General features: G+C 75.0%; 9 protein-coding genes and 1 pseudogene. 3 read left to right on the top strand and 7 right to left on the bottom strand.

Features of this window, described 5'->3' with window-relative positions; all coding sequences use genetic code 11:
* The 3 genes from D476_RS0103755 to D476_RS0103745 form a co-directional block, all read right to left on the bottom strand.
* A partial coding sequence (locus D476_RS0103755; RefSeq protein ID WP_017622643.1) for an SUMF1/EgtB/PvdO family nonheme iron enzyme occupies window positions 1–1,039 on the bottom strand: 1,039 nt, incomplete at its 3' end.
* Entirely contained in the window at window positions 1,036–2,277 is a 1,242-nt protein-coding gene (gene egtA / locus D476_RS0103750; RefSeq protein ID WP_017622642.1) for an ergothioneine biosynthesis glutamate--cysteine ligase EgtA, read from the bottom strand. The genes egtA and D476_RS0103755, both read right to left, overlap by 4 nt.
* Window positions 2,278–2,852: 575 nt before the next feature.
* On the bottom strand, window positions 2,853–3,326 hold the full coding sequence (locus D476_RS0103745; RefSeq protein ID WP_017622641.1) for a GNAT family N-acetyltransferase: 474 nt from the start codon (window positions 3,324–3,326) through the stop codon (window positions 2,853–2,855).
* Window positions 3,327–3,483: 157 nt separating this feature from the next.
* Between D476_RS0103745 and D476_RS31995 the strand changes: the two are divergent.
* Window positions 3,484–5,461 (top strand): annotated as a pseudogene (locus D476_RS31995) (acyl-CoA dehydrogenase family protein).
* A gap of 47 nt (window positions 5,462–5,508) precedes the next feature.
* Window positions 5,509–5,832, top strand: a complete 324-nt coding sequence (locus D476_RS0103735; RefSeq protein ID WP_017622638.1) for an AbrB/MazE/SpoVT family DNA-binding domain-containing protein — start codon at window positions 5,509–5,511, stop codon at window positions 5,830–5,832.
* A 302-nt stretch (window positions 5,833–6,134) separates the two neighbouring features.
* On the opposite strand, the gene D476_RS0103730 is transcribed toward D476_RS0103735, so the two are convergent.
* On the bottom strand, window positions 6,135–7,223 hold the full coding sequence (locus D476_RS0103730) for an acetate/propionate family kinase (RefSeq protein WP_017622637.1): 1,089 nt from the start codon (window positions 7,221–7,223) through the stop codon (window positions 6,135–6,137).
* Between the two features lie 109 nt (window positions 7,224–7,332).
* Entirely contained in the window at window positions 7,333–9,708 is a 2,376-nt protein-coding gene (locus D476_RS0103725; RefSeq protein WP_017622636.1) for a phosphoketolase family protein, read from the bottom strand.
* Between the two features lie 200 nt (window positions 9,709–9,908).
* Here D476_RS0103725 and D476_RS0103720 point away from each other — a divergent pair, with 200 nt between their 5' ends.
* On the top strand, window positions 9,909–10,493 hold the full coding sequence (locus tag D476_RS0103720) for a hypothetical protein (RefSeq protein ID WP_026123204.1): 585 nt from the start codon (window positions 9,909–9,911) through the stop codon (window positions 10,491–10,493).
* Between the two features lie 212 nt (window positions 10,494–10,705).
* On the opposite strand, the gene D476_RS0103715 is transcribed toward D476_RS0103720, so the two are convergent.
* Window positions 10,706–11,329, bottom strand: a complete 624-nt coding sequence (locus D476_RS0103715) for a TetR/AcrR family transcriptional regulator (RefSeq protein ID WP_017622635.1) — start codon at window positions 11,327–11,329, stop codon at window positions 10,706–10,708.
* Window positions 11,330–11,441: 112 nt separating this feature from the next.
* The gene (locus tag D476_RS0103710) at window positions 11,442–12,596 is read right to left on the bottom strand and encodes an acyl-CoA dehydrogenase family protein (RefSeq protein ID WP_017622634.1); all 1,155 of its coding nucleotides are present in this window, start codon (window positions 12,594–12,596) and stop codon (window positions 11,442–11,444) included.
* Window positions 12,597–13,412 lie beyond the last annotated feature (816 nt).

Here is a 13,412-nt window from a genome sequence, read left to right as displayed (position 1 = left end):
GCCGCCCCCGCCGCTGCCCCAGGTTGGCGTGGCGCGCGGCGGGCTCCTCGTCCCCCCACGGGTAGCGGCGGGAGCGCCCGGTGGCCGGGTCCCAGCGCGCCGCCTTCTCCCATTCGGCCTCGGTGGGCAGCCGCATGCCCGCCCAGCGGGCGTGCGCCTGCGCCTCGTGGAAGCTGACGTGCTGCACCGCCTCCTCGGGCGGGACGGGCTCGACGCGGCCGAAGCGGCGGCGCATCCACGTGTCCCCGTCGCGGAACCAGAACGCGGGGGCCGTCTTGCCGCCCTCGCTGCGCCAGCGCCACCCCTCCTCGGTCCACCAGCGGGGGTCGTCGTAGCCGCCCGCGTCGATGAAGGCCATGTGGGCGGCGTTGGCCACCGGCCGTGCGGCGATCCAGTATGCGGGCAGGTGCACGGTGTGCGAGGGGCGCTCGTTGTCGTAGGCCCACGGGTCGGCGGTGGTGCCCATGGTGAACGGCCCGGCGGGCACCAGCACCTCCTCGGGGCCCTGCGGCACCCGGTCGGGCCCCTCCGGGGCGCCGTCGGGCAGCACCGGGTCGCCCGTGCGCAGCTGGTGGGTGGCGAGCATGGTCTCGTCGTGCTGGTGCTCGTGCTGGATCACCATGTTGTAGACGAAGCCGCCCGCGCCGAGGCCCGACCCCTCGCCCATGGGCACCCGTTCCAGGGAGTCGAGCACCCGCCGCCGGACGCGGGCGTTGTAGGCGCGCGCCTCCTCCGGGCGGAGCAGAGGCAGCTCGACCCGGTCGGCGCGGGGGTTCTCGAAGGCGTCGTAGAGCACGTCGATGTCGGGGCGCAGCGCCTCCCCGCCCGCCGCGGCGCGCACCAGCCACTGCTCCTCGTAGTTGCCGACGTGGGCGTAGTCCCACACCAGCGGCGACATCAGCGGGGAGTGCTGGGCCACCAGCTCGCCCTCCTCCAGGGCGTGCACGGTCAGCCCCTCGCTGCGCCTGCGCACCGCCTCCAGCTCGGCGGCGATGCGCTCGCGCACCTGGTCGTGGTCGTGGTCCGACTCGGTCCTCATCGGTTCCCTCCGGGGATCGCGTCCGGCGCGTCGGCGGCATCGGGCCCATCGGTCGCGTCGTCGGCGGGGCAGCGGCCCCGTTCGGTGTAGCGGTCGCGGTAGGCGTCCACGGTCTCGGCGAGCCGGGCCGCCCCCATCCGGGGCAGGGCCTCGGACGCGGCCTCCAGGCAGCGCCGCGCGGCCCGGCCCAGCGCGGAGTCGGCGACGGCGTCCCGGGCGGCCGACAGCCAGGTGCGGCGGTCGGGTTCGGCGCCGTCCCCGTGCAGCTCGTCCAGGGCCTGTTCGGCGGCGTCGGCGGCGCGGCCGTCGTCCACCAGGGCGGAGGCGACCGCCGCCGGGACCGGCCACCAGGGCGCGGGCAGGGAGTCGATCATGCGCAGCTCCAGCCACCCGCGCGGGCGCACCGGAGGGAACAGGGTGCTCAGGTGGTAGACGAGGTCGTCGTGGTCGGGCGGGCGGGGGCGGCAGCGGCGCATCCACTCGTGGAAGGCCATGCCGGAGCCGCCGTGCCAGCGCCCGTCGGCGGTGCGGATCGTCATCAGGCGGGCCTGCAGGGCGTACTCGGCCCAGGCGGTGGCCGGGTCGTCCCCGCCGACGGGGCGGGTGCGGCCCTGGTCGATCCCGGCCCACACCGCCCACCGGGCCGAGCGCCAGCCGGTGGGGCGCCCGCGCCACAGGGGCGAGTTGGCGAAGGCGGCGGTGAGCACCGGGCCCAGGCGGTGCACCAGCCGCCAGCGCCGGGCGGCGTCGGCGGTGTCGGCGCCGATGTCCAGGCACACCTGCAGGGAGGCGGTGCTGCACATCATGGTGCGGCCGCCGGGTCCGGCGCGGTCGAAGAACCGCTCCATGGCGGTGTAGCGGGGGAGGGCGAGCTGGCGCCGGGGCGGACGGCGGGGGTCGAGGCCGACGCCGCGCAGGTGCAGTCCCGCGTCGTTCAGGGGCTTGGCCACGTGGGCGAGGTCGGCGGCGACGGCGCGGTGCGCGGCGGCGGGGCCGGGGAGGGGCGGCGAGCTGAGCTCCAGCTGCCCTCCGGGTTCGAAGGTGACGGCGCTTCCGGCCGGGGGAGGCCCGGCCTCGTCCAGCAGCGCGGCCACGCGGTCGATCGGTACGGGACGGTCGGCGGCGGAGGGGTCGGTGACCAGCCATTCGGCTTCGACACCGACCAGCCCCGGGGGGCCGTTCTTGAAGCAGATGCCGCGGATGTAGTCGTGGACGTCGTTCTCGGTGAGTCGGGTCATCACTCACTCCAATCGGGCACGCACCGACGTCACATCCCCGGGGATACACCCGTTAGAACCTTGTCGATCTTCAAATATGGAGAACGGAGGGTGAATTGGGACCCCGTTGAACCTCTCGGGCGGAGGCACAGGGCGGGGGCGCGGCGGCGTGCTCAGGACACGGGTCCCGGGCCGTCCGGGGCCTCGGTCACTCTCACGGGGCGGGGCCCGGGCCGCGCGGCCATGGTCAGGGCCATGACTGTGTTCCGGCGGGCCGGTGGAGGCCGGGAGAGGCGGGGTGTGCGGCCCTCCGGTGCACGGGAGGCGACGGCGCACGCACTCCCGCACGGCGGGTGAACGGGGTTGCGGACCGCCGCGGCCGCCCGCTCCGGTCAGGCCCGTATCAGTTCCGGCTCAGGGCAGCACGCGCGGCGCCGTCGGCCCCCACCCGGGTCCCGTCCGCCGGAGCGGTGGGACTTCGGCGCCCGCCGGCCCCGCGTCGATCTCGGGAACGCCGCCCCTGGACTCCGCGAACAGCGCCGCCCCCGCGGCCGACGGCAGGGCACCGGGGGGCGGGGAATCGCCCGTCCGGCGGGTCAGGGCAGGGACTCCTCGTAGGACTCGGTGATCAGCGTGAACCCGGACCGCCACAGGAAGGCCTGCTTGACCGGGTCGCCCCCGCCCGTCGTGACGATCATCCGCACGGCCCCGGCCTCCTTCAGGCGGGAGCGGGCGCGGGCCAGAAGGGCGCCGCCCACGCGCCACCAGTCGTACCCCTCCCCCACGGCGAGGTCGTCCACGTACCCGACCGGGCCCACACCGCCGTGCGGGGGCGAGGGGTCGCCGACCGCCGCCGCCAGGTACCCCTGGACGACCTCCTCGTCCGTGGCCACCAGCACCACCGCGCCCAGGTCCGCGACGAGCGCCGCCAGGCGGGCGCGGCGCGACTCCGCGAGCTCGCCGCCGGGGCCGCGCCCGCCGTGGCCCGCACGCTCCCCGAGGGCGACCATCGCGGCGAGGTCGGTGGGCAGGGCGTCCCGGACACCGGGAAGGGTTTCGGCCGTCATCATCCGCCGCTCCGCGCGTTCGGCTCTCCATCCGTCCTTTACGGTCTTCCCCCTAGCGCCCGATCTCACCGCAATACAGGCGTGTCGGGCGGAGGCGGCCGGGACCGACCGTGGTAGGACGGCCCGAAAAGCGCGGAGGGGCACGGAAGGACGGGAGACCATGACCGACACCGAGGCACCGGAGGAGCGGTCCGGGGAACGGACCGCACAGGCGCTGCGCACCCTCCTGGACGGCCGGTGGGCCGGGGTCCGGGACACCGTGCGCGAGCAGGTGCGGGGCGAGCGCTTCGCCCCCGCCGCCGGGCTGTCCATGGAGGAGCACCGGGCGCGCGTCGCCGACCAGCTCGCCGCCCTCGCCCGCACCGAGGTGCCCGGCTACGGCTTCTCCCGCGAGGTCGGCGGCGCGGGCGACTTCGGCGCCTCGTGCGTGGCCTTCGAGATGCTCGTCGCCGACATGTCCCTGATGGTCAAGGTCGGGGTGCAGTGGGGCCTGTTCGGCGGCGCGATCCAGGCGCTGGGCACCGACGCCCAGCGCGCCGAGCACCTGCCCGGGGTGATCTCGCTGGACCTGCCCGGCTGCTTCGCCATGACCGAGACCGGGCACGGCTCCGACGTGCAGCGGCTCCGCACCACCGCCGGCTACGACCCCGGGTCGGAAACGTTCACCGTGCACACCCCGGACGAGGCGGCCCGCAAGGACTACATCGGCAACGCCGCCCGGGACGGGCGCGCGGCGGTGGTCTTCGCCCGTCTGCGCACACTGGGCGAGGACCACGGGGTGCACGCCCTGCTGGTGCCGATCCGGGACGAACAGGGGCGCCCGCTGCCCGGGGTGACGATCGGGGACTGCGGCCCCAAGGCCGGGCTGAACGGCGTCGACAACGGCCGCCTGTCCTTCGACCGGGTGCAGGTGCCGCGTTCGGCGCTTCTGGGCCGGTACGGGTCGGTCGCCGAGGACGGCACCTACTCCAGCCCCATCACCGACCCCTCCCGACGGTTCTTCACCATGCTCGGCACGCTGGTGCGCGGACGGGTGAGCGTCGCGGGCGGGGCGGGCACCGCCGCGAAGGCCGCCCTGGCGGTCGCGGTCCGCTACGGGGACGCGCGGCGCCAGTTCACCCGCCCCGGCGGCGGCGAGGAGGAGGTGCGGCTGCTGGACTACCGCGCCCACCAGCGCCGCCTGCTGCCCGCCCTGGCCCGCACCTACGCGCTGCACTTCGCCCAGGAGGAGCTGGTCGCGGCGCTGCACGGCGAGCACACGGGGGAGCGCCCGCTGGACGAGCACGCCCGGCGCGAGCTGGAGTCGCGCGCGGCCGGGCTGAAGGCGGTGGCGACCTGGCACGCCCTGGACACGGCGCAGACCTGCCGGGAGGCCTGCGGNGGCCCCCACCCGGCTGCCGCAGCTGCGCGCGGACGTGGACGTGTTCACCACCTTCGAGGGCGACAACACGGTGCTGCTGCAGCTCCTCGCGAAGGCGCTGCTGACCGACTACCGGGACGCCTTCGGCGACCTGGACACCGCGGGCATGGTGCGGTTCGCCGCCGGGCAGGTGCTGGAGGGCGTGATCGAGCGCACCGCCGCCCGGTCGCTGATCGAGCGCCTGGTCAGCGCGGCGCCGGGGCGCGGCGACGCCGAGGAGCTGCGCGACCGCGGCTGGCAGCTCCGGCTGCTGGAGGACCGGGAGGAGCACACGGTGGCCGGGCTGGCGCGGCGGCTGCGCCGGGCGGGCAAGGCCGGCGGGGGCGCGGCCTTCGCGGCGTTCAACGACGCCCAGGAGCACGTGCTGCGGGCCGCGCGCGTGCACGTGGACCGGGTGGTGCTGGAGGCGTTCGTCGCGGCCATCGACCGGTGCGCGGACACGGAGGCGCGGGGCCTGTTGGACAAGGTGTGCGACCTGTACGTGCTGTCGCTGGTGGAGGAGGACCGCGCCTGGTTCCTGGAGCACGAGCGCCTGTCGGGCACGCGCGCCAAGGCGGTGGTCAAGGCGGTGGACGCACTGTGCGAGGAGCTGCGCCCGCACGCGCGCACCCTGGTGGACGCGTTCGGCCTCCCCGACGAGTGGCTGGCCGCTCCCATCGCCCTGGGCGCCGAGGAGGAGCGCCAGGAGACGCAGATGGGCGCACTGTCGGACAGTTGAGCTATCCGACAGACGGGTACTGAAGGGTGGCGAGAGGAGTGGCCACCATGAGCAGCAGGCACGATGGGTCGGCGAGCCCAACCGACAGGCGGGTCAGAGCGGTGATGCGACGCAAGAACCAGGTGACCCTTCCTCACGATGTGGCCGAAGCGCTGCACATCCGTGAAGGCGGCGAAGTCGAGTTCGCCACCAACGCGGACGGTGAGGTCGTCCTGCGCGGGATGACCGCGGCCCCTGCGGGTCAGGCCTGGTTCTGGAAGAGCGCCTGGCAGGAAGGCGAACGAGCGGCCACCGCCCAGATCGCTGAGGGCGACCTCGAAGAGTTCGACAGCGCGGATTCGATGTTCGGCGCCCTGGGCGGGGAGCGCTGAATCCTGGCCGCGTTCGCCGTCACATCGAGGTTCCGCGCTGACCTGGAACGGCTCGGCAAGGAAAGGACAGCGCGCCCGGTTCGACCGATCCCCCGAGAGGTCCTCACCGGGTTCGCACCGGACATCGAAAAGGGGGGGAGTTCCGTCCTGGCCTGCGCGTCAAGCGCGTCCAGGGCGCCTGATGGACGAGCGACGCGGGAGTACGGCGAGGAACGCTCCCCCGGCAGGCCGCACGTGATCTGGAGAAGGGTCGGCACCCGCGAGATCTTCGCCCCCGTACCGCCCTGACGTGCGGCCCGGCCTCAGCCCCCCAAGGTCCTGCGCACCTCGCCGTCGATCTCCAGGTCCTCGCGGGCGGTGATGACCAGGGTGCGCACCTTCGCCCCCGGGGCGGTGATGTCGGTGTCGGTGTGCGCCCCCTCGTTCGCGGCGGTGTCGACGGCCACGCCCAGGAACGCCAGGCCCTCGGCGGCCCCGGCGCGGACCGGGGGCTGGTGCTCGCCCACTCCCCCGGTGAACACCAGCGTGTCCAGGCCGTTCAGGGACGCGGCCATCGCCGCGACCTTCGCCCGCAGCCGGTGCAGGTAGACCCCCAGCCCCAGGCGGGCCACCGGGTCGTCGCGGCCGATCCGCTCCATCACGTCGCGCATGTCGGAGTCGCCGGTCAGCCCGTACAGTCCGCCGCCGCGGTCCAGGCCCCCGGCCACCTCGTCCGGGGCCATGCCCCCGTACTGCAGCAGCCACAGCACCAGCCCCGGGTCCACGTCCCCGCTGCGGGTGGCCATGACCAGGCCCTCGGTGGGGGTGAAGCCCATGGTGGTGTCCAGGCAGCGCCCGTCGCGCACCGCCGACAGCGACGCCCCCGCCCCCAGGTGGGCCACCACGAGGCGGCCGACCGGACCCCCGGCCAGTTCGGCCGCGCGCCGCGAGGCGTAGGAGTGCGACAGGCCGTGGAAGCCGTACCGCCGCAGCCCGTGCCGCTCCCGCCACCCCTTGGGGATGGCGTAGGTGGTGGCCTCCGGCGGCAGCGTCGCGTGGAAGGCCGTGTCGAAGCAGGCCACCTGCGCGGTGTCGGGCAGCACCTTGCGGGCCGCCTCGATGCCCGCGAGCGCCTTGGGCACGTGCAGCGGCGCCAGCACCGCCACCCCGCGGATCCGTTCGATCACGTGCTCGTCCAGCACCACGGGCGCGCGGAAGTCCTCGCCGCCGTGCACGACCCGGTGGCCGACCGCGTCCACGCGCGGCAGCTCCTCCAGCGCCCCCTGCATCTGCTCGGCCGTCACCGTGCCGTCGCGCAGCTCCAGGGTGCTGTTGCCGAGCTGCTCGCCGCCCTCGCCCAGGACCGACAGCTTCACGCTGCTCGACCCGGTGTTGACGATCAGGACCTGCATACGGACCGCCCTTCCGCTCTGACCGCTGCCGCCGCCCGCGCCGTCTGCGCCGTCTGCGCCGCCCGCGCCGCCGTCGCGCCCCCGGACGGGCCGCCGCCCGGGGCGCCCCTCACGCCTGCCACGTCCAGTCGCGGATCTCCGGCGCGTCGTCGCCGTGCTCGCGAGTGTAGGCGCGGCACCGCAGCCGCGCATCGTCCATCTGCTGCTTGAGGTGGGCGGCCCGCACCGCCAGGCCCGGCACGTGGTCGATGACGTCCATCACCAGGTGGAAGCGGTCCAGGTGGTTGAGCATCACCATGTCGAAGGGCGTGGTGGTGGTGCCCTCCTCGATGTAGCCGCGCACGTGCAGGTTGTCGTGCCCCCGGCGGCGGTAGGTCAGCCGGTGGATGAGCCAGGGGTAGCCGTGGAAGGCGAAGATGATCGGCTTGTCCGGGGTGAACAGCGCGTCGAACTCGCGGTCGGTGATGCCGTGCGGGTGCTCCTCGGCGGGCTGCAGCCGCATCAGGTCGACCACGTTCACCAGGCGCACGCGCAGCTCGGGCAGGTGGGTGCGGAGCAGGTCGGCGGCGGCCAGCGCCTCCATGGTGGGGATGTCCCCGGCGCAGGCCAGCACCACGTCCGGCTCGGCGCCGTCGTCGCTGCTGGCCCACCCCCAGATGCCCAGGCCGCGGATGCAGTGCGCGAGCGCCTGGTCCATGTCCAGGTAGCTCAGCGCGGGCTGCTTGCCCGCGATCACCACGTTGACCGTGTCGCGCATGCGCAGGCAGTGGTCGGCGGTGGCGAGCAGGGTGTTGGCGTCCGGCGGCAGGTACACCCGGATGATCTCGGGCTTCTTGTTGACGACGTGGTCGATGAAGCCGGGGTCCTGGTGGCTGAAGCCGTTGTGGTCCTGGCGCCACACGTGCGAGCTGAGCAGGTAGTTGAGCGAGGCGATCGGGCGCCGCCAGGGGATGGTGCGGGTGGTCTTGAGCCACTTGGCGTGCTGGTTGAACATCGAGTCGACGATGTGGACGAACGCCTCGTAGCTGTTGAACAGCCCGTGCCGCCCGGTGAGCAGGTAGCCCTCCAGCCACCCCTGGCACAGGTGCTCGCTGAGCACCTCCATGACCCGCCCGTCGGGGGCCATGTGCTCGTCGGTGGGCAGCAGCCGCTCGTCCCAGGCCCGGTCGGTGGCCTCGAAGACCGCGCCGAGCCGGTTGGAGGCGGTCTCGTCGGGCCCGAAGATGCGGAAGCCGTCGGGGTTGAGCCGCACGGTGTCGCGCAGCAGCGCGCCCAGCACCCGGGTGGCCTCGTGCTTGACGGTGCCCGGCGCGGGCACCTCCACCGCGTAGTCGCGGAAGTCGGGCAGGGTGAGGTCCTTGAGCAGCAGGCCGCCGTTGGCGTGCGGGTTGGCGCTGATGCGCAGCGGGCCCGGCGGGACGATGCGCACGGCCTCGTCGACCGGGGCGCCGTCGGAGTCGAACAGCTCCTCGGGCCGGTAGGAGCGCATCCACTCCTCCAGCATCCTCAGGTGCTCGGGGTTCTCCCGCATCTGCGCCAGCGGCACCTGGTGGGCGCGCCAGGTGCCCTCGACCGGCAGGCCGTCGACCTCGTCCGGGCCGGTCCACCCCTTGGGGGTGCGCAGCACGATCATCGGCCACTTCACGTCGGTGCGGTCGCCGCCCGAGCGCACCCGGTCCTGCAGCGCGACGATCTCGTCCAGCACGGTGTCGAGGACCCCGGCCATCTCGCGGTGCATGGTCCCCGGGTCGTCCCCGGTGACGAAGAAGGGGCGGTGCCCGTACCCCTCCATCAGCGCGGCCAGCTCGCTTTCGGGCATGCGGGCCAGCACGGTCGGCCCGGCGATCTTGTAGCCGTTCAGGTGCAGGATCGGCAGGACCGCGCCGTCGGTGTCGGGGTTGACGAACTTGTTCGACATCCAGCTGTTGGCCAGTGGGCCCGTCTCGGCCTCGCCGTCGCCGACCACGGCGGCGGCGACCAGGCCGGGGTTGTCGAAGACCGCCCCGTAGGCGTGCGAAAGGACGTAGCCCAGCTCTCCGCCCTCGTGGATGGAGCCGGGCGTCTCCGGCGCGTAGTGCGAGGGGATGCCGCCGGGGAAGGAGAACTGGCGGAACAGCTTGCGCATGCCCTCGGCGTCCTGGGTGACCTCGGGGTAGACCTCGGTGTAGGTGCCGTCGAGCCAGGCGGTGGCCACGCCGCAGGGGCCGCCGTGGCCGGGGCCCATCAGCCAGATCGCGTCCGTCCCGCGCTTGTTCACCTGGCGCTGCAGGTGGGCGTAGATGAAGTTGAGGCCGGGGGTGGTCCCCCAGTGGCCCAGGAGCCGGGGCTTGATGTGCTCGGGTCGCAGGGGCTCCCGCAGCAGGGGATTGTCGAGAAGGTAGATCTGGCCGACGGACAGGTAGTTGGCCGCCCGCCAGTACATGTCGACCCGACGGACCTCGTCCTGGGTGAGGGAGTCCTGTACCCGGGGTTCGGTGCTGGTCATCGCATCCCCTCAGTCGATCGCGCGCAAGCGTCGGACGGCCGGCCCCTACCCGGCCGTCACTCCGACTATGGAGGGCCGAGGGTCATCAATGCCCCATCCGTGGGCCTCGTTTCGCCCATGGCCCCGGATCGGCACCGGGTCGGGCCGACGGCGCGGCGGACGTCGTGGGCACGGTGCGCACCCGGGTAGGTTGGCGCGCAATGAGTACCACTCCCGAAGACGGCGGGGCCGCGGCCCCCCGCGACGACGACCGGACGGACGGCGGGCGCACGGGGCCGGACTTCGCGCCCGCGGCCGTCGCAGATGCGAGCGGGGGGCCCACACAGGACTCCGGCGCGGGCGAGGCGACCGAAGGGGCCGCGGACCCTGGGCAGGAGCCGGGGGCCGAGGCCGGGGAGGCGGTCGACGGCGCGGAGGGGCAGGCCAAGCCGCCCAAGCGCTTCGCGAGCGTGCTCACCGCCGAGGCGTTCGGCATCGGCTCGGTGCTGGCCCTGCTGGCGTCGTTCGCCGGGACGCGGGCGGTGGAGATCGTGGCGAGCGTGACGGCCACCTCACAGGAGGGCATGCTCAAGGCGCTCGCCCTGGGCGACGGGGTGCCCGCGCTGCTGGCGGCCATCCTCGCCGCCGGGGCCCTGTCGGTGGCCGGGCCGGACACCCGCTCCTGGGCGCGCTGGCTGTCCGGGGGCGTTCTGATCGTGGCGGTGCTGGCGCTGTTCGCCGCGGTGGGGGCGTTCCTGCTGGTGCCGCCGCCCGCACCGATGCCGCCGATGATCCCGGGTAACTGACCGGCCGCTGCTGCGGCGCCCCGCCCCGTGCTTGCGGGCCGGGGCCTGCGGCGCGGCGGTCGTCTGGGCCCGCTCCGCGGGGCGCCCGCCGCTCACCGTCCGGGCCGACCGCGCAGCCGGTCCGGGCGGGACCGTGCACCCCGGCCGGGTGGGCCCCTGCGTGATCCGCGGGGTCTGTTCGGGGCGCCCGGCTCCGTCCCGGACCCGGCCTGTCAGCGGGCCAGTTCGCGGTCGAGGATGCGCGCCCACTGGCGCACGATGCGGCGGCGGCGCGCGGTGTCGTCGGTGAGCAGGCCCGCCAGGCCCAGCCCGCGCCCCATGTCCAGGGTGGCCTGCACGGTCTCGCGCACCCCGGGGGCGGACTCGTCGGCCCCCAGGACCTCCACCGCCGCCCGGTGCGCCTCGCGGCCGACGTGCTCCTCCAGCGGGATGACCGACGCGCGCAGCGCCGGGTCGCTGGCGGCGGACGCCCACAGCTGAAGCGCCGCCGAGAACACCGGCCCGCAGTAGGCGTCGACCAGCATCTCCACCACGGCCTCCGTGCGCCCGGGGCCGCTGGGCAGCCGCTCGGCCCGGGACCGGAGCTCGTCCAGGCGGGTGTCGCTCATGTACCGCAGGGCAGCGGTGAACAGGTCCTCGCGGGTGCGGAAGTGGTGCTGGGCGGCGCCGCGCGACACCCCGGCGCGCTCGGCGACGGCGCCCACGGTGCTCCCGGCCACCCCCTTGTCGGCCAGGCAGGCCACGGCGGCCTCCAGCAGGCGCCCCCGTGTCGCCCGGCTCCGCTCCTGGCGCGGCTCGCGCTCCCCGGCCCGTTCCTCCCGGTGCACCGTCCCCATGCGGTCCCTCTCTCCCTCCTCCCGGTGTCCCCGACGCGGCCCGCCCCCGGGACCGCGCCGCCGCCAACCTATCCCGACCCCGCCCGGCCGCGCGGCGGGCCGCCGAGGCGCCTCAGTAGGACTTCGGCAGGCCGAGCGAGTGCTGGGCGACGTAGTTGAGCACCATCTCCCGGCTGACCGGCGCGATCCGGCCCAGCCGTGAGGCGGCCACGGCGGCGCCGATCCCGTACTCGCTGGCCAGGCCGTTGCCGCCGAGGGTCTGCACGGCCTGGTCGACCGCCCGCGCCGAGGCCTCCCCCGCCGCGTACTTGGCCATGTTGGCGGCCTCGCCCGCGCCCGTGTCGTCCCCGGCGTCGTAGAGCGCGGCGGCCTTCTGCGTCATCAGCCGGGCCAGCTCCACCTCCACCTTCACCTGCGCCAAGGGGTGGGCCAGGCCCTGGTGGGCGCCGATGGGGCGGCCCCACACCTCGCGCTCGCGGGCGTAGCCGACGGCGGTGTCCAGGGCGTGCCGGGCCGACCCGGTCGCCAGCGAGGCGGCCATGATGCGCTCGGGGTTGAGCCCGGCGAACAGCTGCAGGAGCCCGCTGCCGGGGTCGCCGACCAGGGCGTCGCCGGGGAGCCGGACCTCGTCCATGAACAGGGCGAACTGGTGGTCGGGGCTGACCAGGTCCATCTCGATGCGCCGCGCCTCGAAGCCGGGCGCGTCGGTGGGGACCATGAACAGGGCGGGGGCGAGCCGGCCCGCGGTGTCCTCCATGCGGCCCACGACGAAGACCGCGTCGGCGACGTCCACCCCGGAGATGAAGGTCTTGCGGCCGGAGAGCACCCACCCGTCGCCGTCGGGGCGGGCGGTGGTGGTGATGTTGTGCGCGTTGGACCCGGCGTCCGGTTCGGTGATGGCGAAGGCGAGGACGGTCTCGCCGGAGGCGATGCCGGGCAGCCAGCGGCGCCGCTGGCCGGGGGTGCCGAAGCGGGTGAGCACCGTGCCGCAGATGGCGGGCGAGACGACCATCATCAGGGTGGGGCACCCGGCGGCGGACAGCTCTTCGAGGACGGCGGCCAGGTCGCCGATGCCGCCGCCTCCGCCGCCGTACTCCTCGGGGATGTTGACGCCGATGTAGCCGAGCTTGCCCGCCTCTGCCCACAGCTCGGTCAGGTAGGCGCCCTCACGCGCCTTGGCGCGGTAGTAGTCGCCGCCGTAGGAGGAGGCGAAGGAGCGGACGGCCTCCCGGAGGGCGAGGCGCTCGTCGGGTTCGGTGAATCGCATGCTGGGCCCTTCCGTCGTTCGAGGGGGTGCAGAAGATCGGTTCGCGGGAGGAGGAGAGGGGCGCCCACACCGTCCGGACCGTGCGCGGGGAGGCGGGGTCGGGAGGAGCGGCGGGCTCGGGGCGGCCGTTCGCGGGGCCGTGTCGGCGGCGGCGCGGACGGGGCGCGGTGGGCCGCCGGGACGGCGGCCGGTGCGGGTCGCTGTTCCCGGGATCGTCTCCCGCGCGGGCGGCCTCGCGCACGCGAACCGGCCCGCTCGCCGCCGGGACCAGGGGATCCGCCGCTTTTGGCCCGAAAGCGGACCCGCCCACGTGGCACCCGGAACCGGCCGTCCCGACCGGCCCGGAATTCGCCGGGCGAGGGGCGCCTCCCCTCCGGGGCCCGCCGGACGACGGACGTGCCGACGGCCGTAGTGGAGGCCCTGTCGCCCCGGCGCGATTCGCCGGGATGGCGTCCGCGGAACTCCGGGCGGTCGCGGCTGCCGTGGGCGGGCGGCCGGAGACGGCCCGCCGGTCCCGTCCACTGGGTCGGCAGGGCCCTTGTCCGGCCAGGTCGGCCCGCCTTCGAGGCCCTGACCTGCGACCCGACCTGCGAGCCGCCCTTCGGCGGGCCGCCGGAGGCGGCCCCCGCAAACGGAGGCCACACCCATCCGGCGGACGCCATCGGCCCGCCGACGGGCAGGGGACCGATGCCGGGGCAGAGCAGCCCCGAGGCCGCGACGACCGCGCCGACCTGGCCGGACGGAGATCCCGTGGACGTGGCATCGCCGGGGACGGCGTCCACTGGAGTGGTGCAACGCTCGGCGGCCGTGACCGCC

This window comes from Nocardiopsis chromatogenes YIM 90109 (assembly GCF_000341185.1).
Taxonomy (GTDB): Bacteria; Actinomycetota; Actinomycetes; order Streptosporangiales; family Streptosporangiaceae; genus Nocardiopsis_A; species Nocardiopsis_A chromatogenes.
This window is presented reverse-complemented; position numbering and strand designations above follow the sequence as displayed.